Annotated in this window: 14 protein-coding genes and 2 pseudogenes; 6 read left to right on the top strand and 10 right to left on the bottom strand. The window is 31.5% G+C overall.

All coding sequences use genetic code 11. From position 1 onward, the window contains the following. Positions 1-373 precede the first annotated feature (373 nt). A complete protein-coding gene (locus BMW30_RS00140) occupies positions 374-1177 on the top strand; it encodes a prolyl oligopeptidase family serine peptidase (protein ID WP_091472538.1) in 804 nt (267 codons plus the stop codon). Positions 1178-1545: 368 nt separating this feature from the next. Here BMW30_RS00140 and BMW30_RS00135 read toward each other — a convergent pair whose 3' ends face one another. Both BMW30_RS00135 and BMW30_RS10695 read right to left on the bottom strand, forming a co-directional pair. Further along, positions 1546-2001: an integrase core domain-containing protein gene (locus BMW30_RS00135; protein ID WP_180366160.1), complete on the bottom strand. Its 456-nt coding sequence runs from the start codon at positions 1999-2001 to the stop codon at positions 1546-1548. A 16-nt stretch (positions 2002-2017) separates the two neighbouring features. Then, positions 2018-2359 (bottom strand): IS3 family transposase, encoded by a 342-nt coding sequence (locus BMW30_RS10695; RefSeq protein WP_091472533.1) that lies wholly within the window; start codon positions 2357-2359, stop codon positions 2018-2020. A gap of 309 nt (positions 2360-2668) precedes the next feature. On the opposite strand from BMW30_RS10695, the gene istA reads away from it, so the two are divergent. Both istA and BMW30_RS00120 read left to right on the top strand, forming a co-directional pair. Continuing rightward, positions 2669-4198, top strand: coding sequence for an IS21 family transposase (gene istA / locus BMW30_RS00125; protein ID WP_180366159.1), 1530 nt, complete (start codon positions 2669-2671; stop codon positions 4196-4198). Next, positions 4188-4949 (top strand): ATP-binding protein, encoded by a 762-nt coding sequence (locus BMW30_RS00120; RefSeq protein WP_091472528.1) that lies wholly within the window; start codon positions 4188-4190, stop codon positions 4947-4949. Before istA ends, BMW30_RS00120 begins: the two co-directional genes overlap by 11 nt. Before the next feature lie 45 nt (positions 4950-4994). Here the strand turns inward: BMW30_RS00120 and BMW30_RS10465 are convergent, their stop codons facing one another. The 4 genes from BMW30_RS10465 to BMW30_RS00105 form a co-directional block, all read right to left on the bottom strand. Continuing rightward, positions 4995-5165, bottom strand: coding sequence for a hypothetical protein (locus BMW30_RS10465; protein WP_180366158.1), 171 nt, complete (start codon positions 5163-5165; stop codon positions 4995-4997). A 189-nt stretch (positions 5166-5354) separates the two neighbouring features. After that, positions 5355-8108, bottom strand: a complete 2754-nt coding sequence (locus tag BMW30_RS00115) for a heparinase II/III domain-containing protein (protein ID WP_091472526.1) — start codon at positions 8106-8108, stop codon at positions 5355-5357. A gap of 149 nt (positions 8109-8257) precedes the next feature. Next, positions 8258-10069, bottom strand: a complete 1812-nt coding sequence (locus tag BMW30_RS00110; RefSeq protein ID WP_091472523.1) for a hypothetical protein — start codon at positions 10067-10069, stop codon at positions 8258-8260. A 304-nt stretch (positions 10070-10373) separates the two neighbouring features. Continuing rightward, entirely contained in the window at positions 10374-12176 is a 1803-nt protein-coding gene (locus tag BMW30_RS00105) for a hypothetical protein (RefSeq protein WP_091472521.1), read from the bottom strand. 463 nt (positions 12177-12639) lie between these two features. On the opposite strand from BMW30_RS00105, the gene BMW30_RS00100 reads away from it, so the two are divergent. Beyond that, a protein-coding gene (locus BMW30_RS00100; protein ID WP_091472518.1) for an IS3 family transposase occupies positions 12640-13775 on the top strand; the annotation gives its coding sequence in 2 pieces (ribosomal slippage) (positions 12640-12886 and positions 12886-13775; 1137 coding nt in all). Between the two features lie 184 nt (positions 13776-13959). Next, the gene (locus BMW30_RS10825) at positions 13960-14088 is read left to right on the top strand and encodes an integrase core domain-containing protein (RefSeq protein ID WP_377910725.1); all 129 of its coding nucleotides are present in this window, start codon (positions 13960-13962) and stop codon (positions 14086-14088) included. Here BMW30_RS10825 and BMW30_RS00090 read toward each other — a convergent pair. After that, positions 14077-14619, bottom strand: a pseudogene (locus tag BMW30_RS00090) (IS21 family transposase); the annotation flags it as partial. The gene BMW30_RS10825 and the pseudogene BMW30_RS00090 overlap by 12 nt on opposite strands. A 203-nt stretch (positions 14620-14822) precedes the next feature. Between BMW30_RS00090 and BMW30_RS00085 the strand changes: the two are divergent. Further along, positions 14823-16775 (top strand): hypothetical protein, encoded by a 1953-nt coding sequence (locus tag BMW30_RS00085; protein ID WP_091472513.1) that lies wholly within the window; start codon positions 14823-14825, stop codon positions 16773-16775. Positions 16776-16849: 74 nt separating this feature from the next. On the opposite strand, the gene BMW30_RS00080 is transcribed toward BMW30_RS00085, so the two are convergent. The 3 genes and pseudogenes from BMW30_RS00080 to BMW30_RS00070 all read right to left on the bottom strand — a co-directional run. Next, positions 16850-18172, bottom strand: a complete 1323-nt coding sequence (locus BMW30_RS00080) for a nucleotide sugar dehydrogenase (protein ID WP_091472510.1) — start codon at positions 18170-18172, stop codon at positions 16850-16852. Positions 18173-18361: 189 nt separating this feature from the next. After that, positions 18362-19168: a hypothetical protein gene (locus tag BMW30_RS00075; RefSeq protein WP_091472507.1), complete on the bottom strand. Its 807-nt coding sequence runs from the start codon at positions 19166-19168 to the stop codon at positions 18362-18364. Positions 19169-19190: 22 nt separating this feature from the next. Further along, positions 19191-19487, bottom strand: a pseudogene (locus BMW30_RS00070) (hypothetical protein); the annotation flags it as partial.

Genomic DNA, 19487 nt, shown 5'->3' with positions numbered 1-19487 from the left:
TCCTGTAAGATTCACAAAGGAAATCAATTATTATTAACATAAGATATTTCTACTAGGTCAACCCGTAATAAAATTAGTTGACTTAGTATAAGTTATAAGTTATAAGTTATAAGTTAAGAATAATCTAAAAAGATTAGACAGATAGTAAACAAAGATATATGTAAAGATCCTGAGAGAGAACAAGCTAAATACGTAATTTTTAAATATAAAAGCTTCATCTTAGCTGCCCAATTATAAATTAAATACTTATATGATTCTCACTCAAACACATTGTAATAGTTTACGAATAAAATGATATATTGAAAACGTTCAATTTCACTTGTTTATTGTTTAAAAAGTGTGTGTAATTTAACCAAAAAGAAGAAGTGTGAATATGATGAGAATACATTTAAACAATTTAAATCACAAATTTTTAATAGATAATAACAACAAAAAAATCGAGATTATTTTTAATAATGAGAAATTTTATTTTTTTATCAGTCTCAAAGAAAATAATGAAAAATTAGTAGTATTTTCAAATGGAGCAGTAGACCGTAAGAAAAAGACTCCCCCACTTTTTATGAGATCTACATGGCATGAAGATATAAATGCCAATTGCATTTTTATTGATGATAAAACAATACATAATATAAAAGTTTCGTTAGGATGGGGAATAGGAAGAGAAGACCGATATTATATCCTAGATTATTTAGAAGTAGTTAAAAAAATAGCACAGTTGATTAATATAAGAAATGAAAATATATTCTATTATGGATCATCAGCTGGTGGATTTATGTCAATTATGCTTGCTGTACATCATAAGAATACTGTTGCTATTGTTAATAATCCACAGACATCTGTACTGAGATACAAAGAAGGACCTAAAAAGTCTCTTTTTTCTAATATCTTTAAAGGTTTGACCGAACATGAAATTATGAATAATTTTGGATTAAGGATTTCATTAATAAAAGCAATTGAAAAAAAGAAGAACTTACCTAAAATCTATTATCTTCAAAATATGCTAAGTGATTTTGATATGGAAAATCATGTAAATCCTTTTATGGATGAATTGAAAAAAAGTGGTTTCAACACAGAAAACATTACTTACATATTTTATAATAGTGTCAAGCTTGGTCATAATCCCCTTCCCAAGGAACAGAGTTTAAATTATATAAATAGTTTAATAGAGTTTGATTGATTAATATTACAAAATTAATAAGTCAATATTTTATAAAACTTTTCTAAAGTTGTAATTAGTAATCAATGTGAATTCTACAATAAAACACCAGAAGAAAATGAACTGATCCTGTGAAGTTTACTGGTCAGTTCATAAATTTTTTGTGCATGAATATTAAATTCATGATACTTTCGATAATTAAAATTGAACGATAATATCTACTGTTTCAATGTATCCTGTTCACAATGTTAACCAATGAAAACTATTTTATATAGAGTATTATTTATACTCCAAATTTCATGTATTCTTTTCTTATCGAACAAATCTAAGATCAATGTAATACTTACGAGAAAATCGTCTAAACTTCACTAATTAATGACTATGATATGTCAACAGTATTTTAGACAATTTTTATAGAGTTCTCGCTTATACTCCTTCGGTGTCATATAACCAAATGCACTATGTGGTCTAATATTGCTATACCAATTCGTATAGTCAAATTGTTCAATTTTCAACTGTTGTAAAGATATAAAATAATATTGTCTATTGAATTCAGTTTTCAGTGCCTTAAATGTCATTTCAGCAAGCGCATTGTCATAGGGACAACCTTTCATGCTCAGTGATCTTTGAATACCAAATGTATCAAGCACGTCATCAATCAAATGATTATCAAACGCTTTCTCGCGGTCTGTATGAAACATTTGAACCTGTCTTAAATCATGCTTTATGGTGCTCAACGCTGCTGACACAAAATGGCTATTTTTATTTGGGCCTGCACTATGTCCAACAATCTCACGATTAAACAGGTCAATAAATACACATATGTAATGCCACTTTCCTGACACTTTTACATAGGTTAAATCACTGGACGAACACCTCCATCGGTGCCTGTCTAATGAAATTTCTACTGAGTCTATTTTTGATATTCCGTTCATTGGACTGTGAGGTATGCGGTCTATATTTCAATGAAGTATACGACGATACCAATCTTTCTGCTTTCATAATTCGACCGATGCGTCTTCGAGAGACTTTGAGACCAATTTTATTTAACTCATGCTTAATTCTATGTGTTCCAAAACACTGGCGATTCACATTAAATATCTCAACGATTTTATGGCTGATGACATCTTCTGAATCATCAACAGTCTGTTTATTCAGTTCATAATAATAGGTGCTTCTTGGGATTGGTAGGACTTTACACATTGCTGTTACTGAATATTTATCGGCATTCTCAAGATTGACATCTATTTTCGTCCCATGATCAGTGCTGCTTGCTTTAAAATGTCATTTTCCATCTTAAGTGCTTACGGCGCTCTAATGTTACCACTGCGTCGGAGGTTTTGATACCACCCAAATCGCACACCATGTTACCACCTGAATCGGACTAGATGTACTCACTCAATCCTCTTTTAGAGGATTGTTTTTTATGTTTAACTTTTTCAATCTTATTAGTGTTATAAATATTTTATGTCGCATCAAAGCGGCACAAAATATTTATGGAGGTGGCAGTCAATGCCCAATTATTTAGAAATAGTCAGATTGAACGAATTATCGTTCAGTCAAAGAAAAATCAGTGACATGGTCGGTTCCGGTCGGCCGGTCATTAAACGCACCATCGATACTGCGAAGCAGCACAAACTCACTTATAAGGAATTGAGTGGTTGGGAGGCCGACCGGATTGATACATTTTTCGGACCCAAGCCGTCGACATCCAGTCAACGGGAGATGCATTACACCATGCCGGATTATGCGGCTTTATCTAAGTCGCTCGCTCAACCTGGGGTGACGATGCAGTTACTATGGGAAGAATATGTGGATGTCTGTCGGAATAATCATCAGCCCTACTATCGTCTGACACAGTTCAAAAAGTACTTTAATGATTATTTAAACAAGCAGTCGTTTACGCATGTCATGAAACACAAAGCAGGCGAACGTGTAGAAGTGGATTGGGCCGGCTCAAAAATACGTTGGATCGATCCAGATACTGGAGAAATCATTGATGGTTACCTGTTTGTCGCTGTGCTCCCATTCAGCGGCTACGGGTTCGCTCTAGGTTGTTATGACATGAAGCAGCCCAGCTGGATTAATGCACATATTCAGATGTTCGAATACTTCCAGGGGGTGCCGATCGTTACTGTGCCCGACAATTTGAAGACCGGGATTACGAAGCATACCCGGACGATGCTCAAAATCAACGAAACCTATGAATCGATGGCGAACCATTATCACACCATCATTTTACCCACCCGGGTCCGTAAACCGAAAGACAAACCATCCGTTGAAAACACTGTGAAATCGTTGACGACGCACATTATTGCACGCATGCGGAATTATCAATGTTTCGGGCTGGATGACTATAATGAGCATTTGAGAAAAGAGTTGGACCGTTTCAATCAGAAGCCATTTCAAAAGAAGCCGGGCTCACGGTTCTCCATGTTTAATGATATGGAGCGTGGTGCGCTACAACCCCTGCCGACGATGCCTTTTGAGTACTGTGAATATAAAACGGTCAAAGTTTATAATAATTCCCACATCAGTTATCAAAAACATCATTATTCTGTGCCGTATCAATATATCGGTCAAAGTCTCAAACTGAAAATTTATGCGAGAAAAATTCAGGTTTGGGATCAGGACCGGATGTTATGTGAACATGGTACGTTGAGTAAAATGCCGGGTGGCTACACCACAGTAGCCGAGCATTTACCTGAAAATAGTGCGACACACGGTCAGTGGAACAGCCAGCGCTATTTGAAATGGGCGCGGCACATCGGTCCGAATGTTCATTTAGTCGTCGAAACAATGTTTTCAGACGGTCCGGAACAGCGACACTACAAACGCGTCCATGCATTATTAAAATTGGCAGACACCCATTCAGATTCCGCCCTGAATGAGGACTGCCAACATGCATTGGAACGGTCGGCCACTCCAGGCTATCGATTGATCAAACAACTATTGAATGTCGGCACGTCCCACTTAAAGTCTAGCACCTCGGAAAGTCCGGAACAATCCTTTTTGAGAGGGGCGGACTATTATGAGCAATAACCAAGTACGCTTACAAACGATTCTGAGCCAGTTGCGTGAAATGCGCTTGACCACAATGGCTTCAGAACTGCACAGTCTCTTTCTTTCAGAGCAGAACCATGCCATGACGCCACTGGATTGTTTGGAAATCATCGTCAATGAAGAGTATCAAATCCGTCAAGATAATCGCATTGAACGGTATAAGAAGCAAGCCAACCTGTCGCACAAAGAGGCGCAGATTTCAGAAATTCGTTATGCAGCCAGCAGAGGTTTACGCAAAGAAAGCATCGAACAACTATCGACCAACAATTATATTCAACATCACCGCAATGTCATCGTTCAAGGGGCCACCGGCACCGGGAAGAGTTATCTGGCGAATGCATTGGTCAACCATGCGATTGAATCCGGATTTACGGGTAAATATTATCGAATGACTGAACTTCTGAATGATATCGATCTGGCTGAATTTCATGGAACTTTGGACAAACTGTTAAAGAAACTGATGAAAGTGGATGTTCTTGTGATTGATGATTTTCTCTTAACATCCACTAAGGAACAAGAACAGAAACATTTGATGGAAGTCTTTGAATTGCGCAGCAGAGAAAAATCTTTAATTCTATGTTCTCAGATGTCTTCCGCTGAGTGGCATAAAAAACTAGGTGGCGGTGCGATTGCGGACGCCATTTTAGACCGGGCGTGCTCAAAATCATATCAACTCATTTTAAGTGGTGATTCTTTACGTAAAGAGGGTGGTATCGACACGCCGTTTTAAGTGGTAACAACAAACGCGATTTACATGGTATCGTAAATCGCGTTTTTATGGTAATTTAGCAGCGCCGTAAGCATTAAGTTGTTGGTTTTCTTTTCTGAGTTGTCTCATTTCTATTTCTTCATCTGTTAAGTTATCTAAATGATTGAAAGAACATTTCGCTTGATGATTCTTGACCCACTTATCTAATGGAGTAAAAGTTCTTCTTGTTCTTGTCATATAAAATCGCCTACTTTCTTTGATTTAACAATAACCTCGCTCATAGGAGTTGTTCAATCAAGTGTAGACGATTCAATATATATAATCTCTTAGTTAGATATTGAAATTTATTGTACATCCTAAATTTATATTTCATATAATTACGAATAAGAATGTGATCAAAAGTAGCCACATTCATGTAGGTTTAATCTAAATATTCAAATGATAATCTTTACCATCTATTCGAATATTTATTGAAGTATCAACATTCACTAATTCAATATTTTTAATTACTAGATCATCATAAATTGCAGTTATGAATACATCTTTTTCTGATGTGTTTCTTGTGTATCTAACTTGTTTTGTTTCAGTTGCTTTACCAAAACCTACTGTATTAACAGCGATTGGAACATTCAAGTCACCCTCGATAATACTTGGTTTGTCTGGGCTTAACAATTGATGAATAACCATATTTGCTTTCCTACCATGCATTTTTATTACATCTACTATCTCCTCAATAACAATATGTTCACCTAAATTAAAGTTCTGTATGAATTCATAGCTCTTATTATCATTATTAGTATTATAATCATAAATAATTACTATAGGTTTATTGTTTATTTGAAACACAGCTCTATGGAGTTTAATATCTGTGCCAGAATACGCTCCATGTACACCTTTTACCATATTAATACCCTCACTAAAATTATATCCATCAAGCTTAATCAAACGATCGAATCTATTGGTTTTGTTTAATGAATATGGATATTTACTTAGTTGGAAGGAACTATGAGCATTTTTTGACGTGACATATTTTCTAATTGGACTTCTATTGTTGTAATTAAACTTACCTGGATCTAAAAAGAAATCGTCACCATTATAATTCAAGTTTATGCTCAAGTCATCTTTATGCTTATGAGTTTTAGAAGAATAACCACAAATAAAATTAACATAGAAGGGCTTTTCAGATTCATATTGTAAAACAGCCATTCCAGACTCTAAATCGTAGAAATTCTCATATTTCTTTTTACTATAATTTCTAGAGTTTCCTGAATCTCCTACAGGTGGTAATAATAGATTGGGTTTCATTATTACAGAATGGTAGCCTTTTGCTAGTTCTAAAACTTTTAGAATATTATCATTATAAGTATGATTATTATCCATTAAATACTTTTGAAGTTCAGTATACATTCGTAATACCATGCTATGATAATCAGGTGAATTTTCTAAGTGTGTTCCCTGGCTACTATAGCTATACCAGAAAGTATCAATTGAACGATAATAACCTTTCATGAAAATTTTATCATCATCTAATATAAGTCCTAATGCCATAAGAGCCTTGTCCATCATTAATCCATGGTTGTTATTATTATATTTTTCATCACTTCTAAGAATTTCAGAATGCTTTTTTAGAACTGATCGAAACAAGCCATAATCTATATCAAATCCGGCTTCTTCAGCCAAGTATATAAATTGAATTAGAACTTGAGTACGATTCGCTGTTGGGTGATCATACCAAACCATAGGTTCATTCGTACCATTACTAACAAAAGAAATCCATTCATAGATTAGCTCTTCCGCTTTATACAGAAGACCCAAGTCCTTGTTTTTTTCATATTCTGTAAGTAATACTCCCACTACTCTTAGTGATTGTATATAGAGCTGATAACTTGCCCCATATTTTTTTGTTTTATCTGTAAGATAGTAGTATTTATCAAAGAAAACACTGTCAAATTTCGGGAATGGTACAATTTCATTATTCATCGCTTTTATTGCTATTTCTGAATTATCTTTTCTAGCTCTTATCAATCTTAGAACATTATATGAATTAATATTAAATGGTTTATTTTCCTCTGGTTTAAATAATACATGATCCACAATTAAATTCTTTTTAGCAGAATCTCTTCTATTTTTACTTTCATTTGATAAAGTTTCATTATTAAAACCTCTTAAAATTAAGCATAGTTTACCTGATACTCGATCATTATTAATAATATTTTTTTTGGCATACTCATAATACTGTTTTTTTAAATCTTCATATTCTTCAAACTCTTTCAAAATATCTGATTCTTTTTCTTCAAGCGGAAGATTATTTAATTTTTTATATCGAATCATTAATGATTCGATATATGCATCATAAATATTGATAGATTCGCCCTTAAATGGAAGATATGTAACTAGAGAACCAGGACTAGTGATTAAAGACTCTAGTGTTATATCTTTAGGCGAATTGTAATCATCCGTAATTAAATCTAAACCTGCAGAGTATAAACCTGGAATTGAGGCGATTATTTGTCTTGATTTTTCAATAATATCTGACGAAATATCATCAGTTATATCTATTGTTTCTGCACCTTTTGTTAATTCATAACTATCATTAAGTAATAAAATCTCATCATTTTCTAAAACTGTTAATAATGACTTTTGGTTTGTTTTCAAATGTTGTTGTAAATCGTTATCCTTTTTTACTGAATGTCGTTTTAGATAATTATTTGAGCGCCTAAACTCATTCTTTCTATCTAATAATTTTTCAATTCTGTCTACACCATTACCTACCACATACGATGGGAGAAGGAGAGTAGAGGAAATGTATCTTCCTTCGATAAAAACCACTCTTATCTTAAAATATGAGTTTAATTCTTTGTCCACATTCAACTCTTGATGTCTCAAATATTCTTTTACATAGCCGAAGTTTTTACTAATTTTATATGCAACTTCATGAGTAGTTCCAGGTCTTACCCCATTTAAGAAACCAATAATATTGTCTTGATATTTGATATAAGATCTATAAATACTTTTTGATATTTTTTGCTTTTCTATAGTACAGTCATAGTTCTCTGCTGCTTGCTCCAATAGTAATATTGATTGATTTCTTTCATAAAGATTAGGGGTCATTCTTTCGAATTTTAATAAATGATTACTCATTTGTTTTTCAATAATTTGATTCATATTAATTCCTTTCATTCAATCCAGTAATTTTCATTTTCAATGATAATGTAGATATTAAAGACAGAATATCAATGTTTATAAAACTGTTACTTATTATAAAGAAATCTTTTTAAATTATCATTATTTATAAAGCATCCATAAGATTTAGCAATTAATCAATTACATTACGACTCTTCAATTCTAAGTCTTCCAGCAGTTATCCATGAGCTTTTAGAAAAACTACGGCTATAAAAAATAGAAATTGTTAAGTTACTCTTACCTTCAATTTCCAATTCATGTCCTTCGTTTAAATATAATATATCAAAAGTTTTCACTTCCATATTCTGCTTAATCAAAACCTTGATATTATTTCTTGCCTTAGTTTTTCTATAATAACTATAGATTTTTATTTTTTTATTTACATTGGAATTATTCAGTACAGAAAATGTGTAAAATTCAAAGTCCTGTATTTGATCTGTTCTCGGTTTTACTATTACTCCGTTCGAATGATCTTCAATTAAAATTTGGTTTAAAGAAATAATTGAAATATTTTTTAAAGTATGTCTATTGTTATAATCAAGTTCATACTTACTATTACTTGGAAATTTATTTACATCAAATTTTAATAATACCGGCCAATAATTGTTAATGATTTTTTTATACAACTTATATTGTCTTCTATCTTCTTTAGATGGTGACATGATAAGATCTATAATTCTTCTTGCATTAATAAGTATAAATTCATCAGTCTCAGGGTCTGATTCAAGGGTTAAGTTACTATGCCAGTTTCCTATTCGAGACTCAAGATAGAATAAGTCATAAAAATGTCTACCTAATGTAAGCCCTTCCGTAATTTTGTTTCTATCAAAATATTCTCTAATTTGTTGCTGGTAATCTGCTCTTTCTTTAAACTCACTCGACATACCATGCATACATTTTTCATAAAATTCATAAGAATCTTCTTGATTGTCTAATTTTCGTGAAAAATCTGCTTTACCTAAGCCAAAAGCTGCAGATTTAAAATGAAGTGCCTTATAATATTTCTTTTTTTCTCTATAGTACTTAATTAAAGAGTACGAATGCCTAGAATTAAACATTTTCAAGAATGTTTCGTATTCTGATTTGTTAGGTTTATATTCTTCTAAATCAATTATTGTATGATTCCAACCCATATATTTTTTCATCTGTAATGTTATAGCTGCATCATTCTTATAAATTAATTTTTGTAATGGAGTCTTTAATGTATCCCTTGGTCTAGTATATGTAAGGTATTCAATCTTATTGCTAAAATCACGGGTGAGTGATGTAGACACACGTGAGTCTATCCCACCGGTAACTGTAACGTATACTTCTCGCTTATGGTTCTCTAAGTATTTTATATTTTCATCTAGAAATGGTTTAATTTCCACAAATACTTCTTCAACACTTTTTGTCTCGAGTTGAACCCTTGGGTAAAAACGTATAAACTTAAAATTTTTGAAGTCCGTGTAAAGGCTTGGATTATACTTTTTTATTTGATCATATTGAGTAAAATCTAGGGAATTATTCTTGAATTTAGATGGTCCATTGATTACAAATCCTTTGCTAGATAAAAGGTTTGCTAGCAAAGTGTCATGTGATGAAAGACTGCTTGATTCTGTATGGTAGACTAATGGCCGAACTTGCAGTGCATCAGAATAAACAAATTGGTTACTTCCAATGTCAAATATTAATATATATCGACCACCTATAAATTCAAGGTCTTGATGAATATCTGATGATTCAAGTAATTCTTTTAGTATAGATTCTTCATTTCTTAAACCGTCTCTAATATCATAACAAAAACCTAATAGGTATATTTTAGCGTTTTCGCCAGTGTAAGATGTTATATCTAAATGGTCATCATAATAAAGATTCATTTCACCAATTTCTATTTTCTGATAGTTAGTAATATTGTTATCTAAATTCAGTTTTGTAATGACATATGCAGATTTGTAGTTTAATCCTGCTACTTCCATTTCGTGACCTCTCAATCATATGTAATTATATACGAGTAAATATAACCCTATACAAAAAGTGAATCAAATTGTTTAGTTTTTATGACTTCTATATTGTTTAGAATAGTTAATAACTTGAACTATATTTACTTAAATTTTTATATATTTTGCTTGTCTAAAAAAATCACACTTCTGAGACAGTGTGATTTTTTAGATTTATTCAGAATGCGCTACTCCATAAATATACAACCAACAGCTTTTGGTAAGTTTGATAAACAGTATTTTGCAAAATCAAATTAAGTTGAAAATTCATATTAGAAAATAATTAATACTTTATATTCAATGTTGCTGATTTTCTCCACGAATCTGCATCATATTCTTTATTAAAAATAATATTAATGTGCACCAAACTACCATACCTGTTTAAATTGAGCCCATTATTTAAATCAAGAATATCAAATTCTTCAACGTTCCCTTCACTTCTTATTAAAATTCGAATTGATCCACGTGCTGATTCGTTACTATAGTCACTACTTATAACAACATCCTCTAAATCATTCTTTTCATTCTTAATTATAAAGTAATAATTTTCACTCAATCTTATATGTTGAGAGGCAGGAGATATAGAAATTGTTTCTCTAAGTTTTTTAACTGTTAAACTGTATGCTGAATAAATTGTCATGTTACTAGCAATAGTTTCTTGCAGACTATTTGTTTGTTGGAAAAGACTTTCTTCTTTATTAATGCCAAAGTACAATAGTATAGGCCAATTATCTTCAATAATTTTTTTATAAAGTGAAAAGTTTCTTCTATCCGATAAGGAAACCGATTGAATTAAATCTATAAGTTTTCTAGAATTTATAAAAATAAATTCTTCTACTTCAGGATCTGTCTCCAATGTGAGTGCACTTAACCAGTTACCCATTCTTGATTCCAAATAGAATATATCGAAATAATGTCTACCTTTAGATATAGACGTGTCAACCAGATTGCGATTAAAATAACTCATGATTTCTTTATCTTTGTCATAGAACTTTTCAAATCCTTTTCCGAAACCCCTTACGGATTTTTTTAAATAATCCATAGTATTTGAAATCTTGTCAAATGATGGTGAGAAATCTGCTTTTCCCATACCAAACACATTGGATTTAATGTGTAATACATTCTTGTGTTTTTTATATTCCCTATAATATTTATCAATTCTGTAACCATGCTTAGAGTTATAATACTCTTTATAGAATTCCAACTCTTCTTTTGACAATGGTATTTTTGATAAATCAACTATTTCATGCTTCCATTTTAGATTGTCTTTCATCTGCCTTGTTATTGTTCGATCAACTGCATATATAGACTTTGCCAAAGGAGTCCTGATATATTTGTCAGGCATAAAATAAGTTAAGTATTCTATACCTTCAATATCTCTAGTCAACGAGGCAGATACTCGTGAATCAATCCCACCAGTTATAGTAACAAACTTTTCTTGATTATTTAATTTCAACCATTTTTTCATTTCTTCTAGATATGGTTTTATCTGATTAAAAATTGAATCGATACTTTCTATTGATAATTCTTCTCGTGGATATATTCTACGATAACTAAAGTCTTTTGTTCTAAGTCTCATACTGGGATTGAATTTCTGAATTTCTATATATCTAGTAAAATCAAGTTCATTATGAACTTCGAGTGGTCTTCTAGTAAGCTTAATATCATTTTCAATCAATACTTCTGCAAGTAAATTATCATGTGAAGAAAGAGCTTCTGCTTCTTTATTAAATACAAGTGGAAGTAACTGATTTGCATCAGAATAAATAAACATTTCATTTCTTACAGCTTTAATATAAATATATCGCCCTGCAATATATTCCAAATCTTCAACCACTGTATCTGATTGATGTAGCATTTCCAATATGTCTAAATCAGATTTGGTACCATCTCTAATATCAAGAGAGTATCCTAGCATCAAATACTTTATATTCCCTTTATCTAAGAAGGTAACAGAGTAAGTGTCAGAATAGCAAACATTAAACTCAAATAACGATACAGTATTGTAATCTTTTAATTTGCTGGTATTGATATTATCCTTATATATTAAATAACTATGAGGATACGAAATGTTTTTATAGTTCATAAATTGGTCAACTTCCCTTTCCTTAAAGATGATTAAGTAATAATAGTAATAATCAACTCATATTTAAATTGTAATATAGCCTAATCATGGGCTCTTTTATCAATTGTTTAAGTATCATTCAGAAGATAATCACTTTGTACAAGCTTATTTTAGATCAGATATTAATTTGTTCCTTAAAATTATTTATTTGATCTACATATAATAATCAGAGGTACTAGAATAATTAGAAATTAATACTTTCACGAACTAACTAATATTAATTTTCAAATACTCAATCTAATGAAAGCGTTTAAATATATAATAGACAAATTTTATAACGTTGAAAAGGGCTGTTTAATATTTAGATGATAAATAAGGTTACATTGATCTAATCATACAAAGCAAGAAGTGAATCGTCTACACTTGATTGGACAACTCCTATGAGGGAGGTTATTGTTAAATCAAAGAAAGTAGGCGTTTTTTTATGACAAGAACAAGAAGAACCTTTACCCCAGAGTTTAAACTGCAGATGGTGCGATTATTTGAAAATGGTAAACCCAAATCTGAAATTGTACGTGAGTATGATTTAACTCCTTCATCATTGGATAAGTGGGTCAAAAATCATCAGGCGACAGGTTCTTTCAATCATTTAGATAACTTAACAGATGAAGAAAGAGAAATGAGACAACTCAGAAAAGAAAACCAGCAACTTAAGATGGAAAATAACATTTTAAAGCAAGCAGCGCTGATCATGGGACGAAAATAGATGTCATTCGTGAGAATGCCGATAAATATTCAGTATCAGCAATGTGTAAAGTCCTACAAATCCCAAGAAGTACCTATTATTATGAATTGAATAAACAGACTGTTGATGATTCAGAAGATGTCATCAGTCATAAAGTCGTTGAGATATTTAATGCGAATCGTCAGTGTTTTGGGACACGTAGAATTAAACATGAGTTAAATAGACTTGGATTCAAAATCTCTCGGAGACGCATCGGTCGGATTATGAAAGCAAAAAGGTTAGTATCGTCGTATACTTCATTGAAATATAGACCGCATCCCTCACAATCAAATGAACGGAATATCATAAATAGACTCGGTAGAAATTTCATTAGACAGGCACCTATGGAGGTACTCGTCAGTGATTTAACCTATGTAAAAGTGGCTGGAAAGTGGCATTACATATGTGTATTTATTGACTTGTTTAATCGTGAGATTGTTGGACATAGTGCAGGTCCAAATAAAGATAGCCATCTTGTGTCAGCAACGTTGAGTACCATTAAGCATGATTTAAGAAAGGTTCAAATGTTCCATACAGACCGTGGGAAAGCGTTTGATAATCATTTGATTGATGACGTGCTTGATACATTTGGTATCCAAAGATCACTGAGCATGAAAGGTTGTCCCTATGACAATGCGGTTGCTGAAACGACATTTAAGGCACTGAAAACCGAGTTCATTAGACAGTATCATTTTATATCTCTACAACAGTTGAAAATTGAACTATTTGATTATGTGAATTGGTATAACAATATTAGACCACATGGTGCCCTAGGTTATATGACGCCGAAGGAGTATAAGAAAGCACTCTATAAAAACTGTCTAGAATACTGTTGACATACCAGATCTTATCTTTGTTTATATCAAAACCTATTACATTAGTATACTTAGCAAACTCTACTGATAAAGGCATTCCTACATATCCAAGTCCAATTACAGAGACTTTAGCATCATGATTTAGCAACTTTTCTTTTAAATTCAATATTTACACCTCATTTTATTTTACTTAATACTATCATAGATGATCCTACTGATTAATGTAATTTATAAAAATTGGTATAACAATATTAGACCACATGGTGCCCTAGGTTATATGACGCCGAAGGAGTATAAGAAAGCACTCTATAAAAACTGTCTAGAATACTGTTGACATACCAAAACATTCTGTGTTTTCCGAAGGAAACACTTGAAAGTAAAAGCTATTACTATACGGAAAAGACATGACCAAGAAAGGTAAATCAATGACCTCAGACTCATATTTAAATGGTGCAGTCCCAAAGTCAACCTGTGCTGTTCCCGCGACAGATTCTAGTGGAAGGGCTGCATCTGTTAAGGAATCCTTTAATTCTTTCTTTCTTTGAGACACATATTGTCTCACAGTCCGATCTGAACCTGTGAAGCCATGGAAATCCCTTAATTGTTCATATATTTTTTTAGCAGTTCTTTGGTACTTCTTTTTCTTTTTTAAATCTTCTGTAATCCATTGATCAATAATTGGTTTGACTGGATCCATCACACGGGCTTTCCGTTTTTGTTTCTCTCTCTTTTCAAACGTTTCTTGATTCGCATACTTACTCACCGTCCGTGAATCAACACCCATCTTTCTCGCCACACTGGCATATGTTTCACCTGTGTGATTGACTTCGTATCTGATATAATCAATTTGAGCCACTGCTAACATCTCCTAATTTCCGCCTGTCGAACGTTGTTGGTCCAACGAGAAGTTTAAAGTTATTATGGAGAGTTGGCAAGTGGTTCATTTAATTTATGTATGCCCTATAGGACATACATAAATTAAATGCCAATACCTACATTATTAGTTTGCCATAAACACTTTATCTATTATATAATAGATAGAATAATTAATGTAGAAAGGGAATATTTATGAACTTAAGATTGTATCCATTTGGCTATATATTATCAGATAAGAAATTAGATTCTTTACCTCCTAATTATGTTAATAAAGAAGTTATTGACGAATACTATTACTATACTGATTCAGGTACTCAATACTCTATATCCAAAAATAAAGATAGCTTTTTAATTATACATGGTGACTACATGCATATAGGTATATATAACAATATTCCGAACAATTTAATTGCTGAAACATTATTATCACTCTATCTTCACAACCATGAAGAGTTTTTGAATACATTAGATTATTTAGCTGGACGTTATTCTATTATTATAAAAGATAGTAATAAGATTAAAATCTATCCAGATGCAACAAATGGACGTTCTAATTATTACTGTATGGATCAAGTACTTGTGTCGTCACATGCTAATCTTCTAGGTGAAATTTTGAACTATAAAATTCCAGAAGGGGAAGTTAAAATTGTAGAAAAAACATTTTTGAATTCACCTTATGATAATGTTAAATCTACAATACCTAATCATTATGTTGAATTACCAAGTAACAATGTAACTAGATTCTTTCCAAGACGAAATAATCCATATACTCAAATGAGTGAAGAAAAAAGATTTGCTCTTGTTGAGAAATTCTGGAAAACTCAAATTGAAGAATATTGCCAATATTATAATAAAATAGTTTTCTCTATAACAGGCGGTTTAGACAGTCGATTTGCCTTAGCTTTGTCCAAAAATTACATTGATCGATTTAACTTCTTCACATACGCCTATAATGATAAAATAGATAACTCCACATCTGAATCTAGTAAGCTCTCATTAGACTATACAATTGTAAAGAATATCCTAAATGACATACATTTGAATCATAAGTTTTTCTTTTTCCATGATGATCCATTGTCATTAACAGACAAAGAATCAGAAATACAACAAAAAAATTCAATTCACCGCCACTTACCAATACTAAATAAGTATGTTTATAATGCCTTTGGGGAAAACTTATTGCATCTAAGAAGTAATACTCTTGAAATTGGACAAGCTCGTTTACATAGAAAGGAAAAAATAATAAGTTCAATTCCCAATGCCAAAGAATCGGTAATGAAAATGTATAAAGGGGATACTATTGAATCAAAACTTTTAGAGAAGTCATACAATGATTTTGTTTCTAATATTAATTATCTATCTAATATTTATGATTATCATGTACTTGATTTAATTCATTGGGAGCTTAGAGTAGGACGTTGGATAAGCGAGGTTTTGAATAACCACGATTCGGTATTCAGAACTATAAATCCATTTAGTCATAGAGCAATGAATAACATCTCATTATCGTTTTCTTATGAACAAAGACGAGATTGTTATTTGTTTAAAGAAATTATAAACAGGAATTTCCCAATTCTAAACTTCTATGGTGTGAATGATTATAATAACCTTTACGAACAATCTAAAAAGAAAAATTCAGTGGTATCAAAAACTGTAAATAAAAATTCTATTAAAACCATCTTCAATGAGTTTTTAGTGAAATCTAACGATCAATCTACTGTTACAAAAAGTGTTACCCAGAATAATTTATTTCTACCTAGAAAACTTAATAAAAAAGGTTCCTATGTAGAAGCCAGCATAACTTTTGAACGTGAAAATGGTATTGCACAGCTTGTAATTACATCACCATATTCTTCAAGAGAATATAAAGAATATATTTACTATGAAATTTACAAGAATGATGAATTACTACTTAAGGAAGATATTGCTAACTGGGCACGTCCTAATCACATTAGTATCCCTGGCTTAATTAAAAATGACATTATCAAAATTAGACTACAAATTAATAAAGATTTACTTCAGAAAGAAAATTGGGAATCTAATTCACGCCTTCAAATATTAGAATATAGAGAAATAACATCAAAAATGTCAGATAGAAATCTTATTCACCATAGTAGTCCTTATTCGAGAAAAAATTTAAAATAAGAAATTACATTACAAAATAGAAATATCCATCAAATAATTTAACTAATTTGATGGATATTTATTGCAAAAATTAATTATAAGCTCCAGTACTTCATATCAGATTTTTGGAATAATTCTGATGTAAATATACCCTTTACATCTATTAAAACTCTTTCTTTTTCTTTTAAATTCTGATTATACATTTCAGCTAATCTTTCTTTCCCAAGTTCTTTAAACTCTTTGTGCGCAACAGCGAAAACTAAACAATCAGCATTTTTTACTTCATCAATATTTAATATGTCAATCCCGTAAAATTCTTTTGCTTCTTGTCTATCTGCTTGTTCATCTACAAATGTTACTTCAATTCCATATTCATTTAAACCCTTGACTATGTCAAATACTTTTGAATTTCTTGTATCTGGACAATCTTCTTTAAAAGTAACTCCACAGATTACAACTTTTGATTCTTTAACTTTCTTATTAGCTTCAATAAGTTTTTTTATTACTGCATGAGCAACAAAATCTCCCATCGAATCATTAATTCTTCTACCAGATTGAATTATTTGACTATGATAACCTAATTTTTCTGCTTGATAAAGAAAATAATAAGGATCTACGCCTATACAATGTCCACCAACAAGTCCTGGAGTAAAAGGTAATGAGTTCCACTTGGTCCTCATTGCTTCTACGACCTCATTTGTATTAATCCCCATTTTATTAAATACTTTAGCAAGCTCATTCATGAACGCTATATTAATATCTCTTTGACTATTTTCTACAACCTTTGCAGCCTCAGCTACTTTAATACTACTTGCTTTATGTACTCCTGCTTTGATAACAATTTCATAAACATCTGAAATAACATCCAATGCTTCCTCATCGACACCAGAAACAATTTTAATAATCTTGTCTAATGTATTTATTTTATCACCGGGGTTAATTCTCTCAGGTGAATATCCCACTTTAAAATCATCACCACATTTGAGACCAGATTCTTTTTCTAGAATAGGAATACAAACATCTTCTGTAACTCCTGGATAAACTGTTGATTCAAATACTACATATGCACCTTTTTTCAAGTTTCTACCCACAACTTTAGAAGCACCTTCGACTGGAGTTAAATCTGGTGTCTTATCGATTTTTATTGGAGTAGGAACAGCTACCATATGAAAGTCAACTTCTTTTAAATCCTCTTCTTTATTCGTAAAGTTAACTGTTGTATTTTTTATTATGTCGTTGCCGACCTCTTTAGTTGGATCTATACCACTTTTATATAAGTTAATCTTTTCTTCATTAATATCGAAACCAATAACGTTTGTATATTTAGCAAACTCGACTGAAAGAGGCATACCTACATATCCTAATCCAATTATTGAAACCTTCGCTTTATTATTTAGTAGTTTTTCCTTTAAATTCAATCTTTACACCCCTTTAATTTTACTGTAATGATAAAATGCTTAAATTAGTATTGATACAAACAGTGCTTAAAAGTATTAATGTTTTCATTGGTACAGTTCAATGAATATTGTCTTTTCAAACTATACTATATTATCATGAGATCGATTGAAAAATAATAGTGTAAAATAATTTATACTTTTAGTACAATGTTAACAATTGAGTATTATCTTATGTACTTCTTTTATAAAATCATTTTTCAATAATGGTTCATGTCCTTTCTCATAATCATTGTATAAAATATATGTAAATTTGCTCTCAGAAACATTCTTTCTCTTTAATCCTTGTATAAAGGGCTTATACTGGGTTTCCATATCTCTATCACATTTTCTATTTTGCAAATAGTATAGTGATGGTAAATAATCAGACTGATCAAATGCATCTACTACATTTAGTCTCGCAGCATATTCAATAAGAATTTCCTCTTTACTCATATTTGGAAAAATTGTTTCACAAAGTTCCTTCACATGAGATTTATTAAACTCTAGTACAGCAGTTTGAGGATTATTGACAATCGCAGTTGTATCCTTATGCATTGATGCTAAAAGCATTGACATAAAACCACCAGCAGAAGAACCACAATAGAATACGTTTTGTTCCTTTATATTCAATATAGTAGTTATTTTTTTAGCTATCATTGAATAGTCATTTAAGTAATGTCTAGATTTAACCCCAACACCCCAACCAATTCTCAAAATTGTATCGTGAATTGTCCGATCATCTATGAAAATACAGTTGGCTTTTATATCTTCAGACCATGATGATCTCATAAATACTGGTGGTGTCTTCTTCTTTCTGTCAACAGCACCATTTGAGAAAAATATAAGATTATCATTATCTTCTTTTAAAAAACTTTTGAAATAGAAATTTAATTCATTATAAATAATCTGAAATGTCTCATCATACTCTAATGAGTAAAAAAATTCTACAGATAAATCTTCAAATAAAATTTTCTTCATATTTTCTCCAACACCTTTATTTTTATGAAATGTGTACCGTAGACTCCGGAGTACCAAATCCAACTATTTCAGCATTTCTTAACATTGATAGGTCATTTACATTCCAAGTGTGATGACTTGTATCTCCAGAACGATAAACACACATCTCATATGGATGACCTACATAAATTTCTCCACCACTTGCCACTACACGACGCAGGTAATTAGTATCCACAGCTTTAGGTAAGTCTGAAAATTTAATATGTTTCATAGTATCTGCTGGACTCATAATAGTAGCACCCATTACGAAAGTATCATATTTTAAATATTCTCCTACTTT

The organism is Aliicoccus persicus, from assembly GCF_900110815.1.
GTDB lineage: Bacteria > Bacillota > Bacilli > Staphylococcales > Salinicoccaceae > Aliicoccus > Aliicoccus persicus.
The sequence above is the reverse complement of the archived record's forward strand: the minus strand, read 5'-3'. Positions and strand labels throughout refer to the sequence as shown.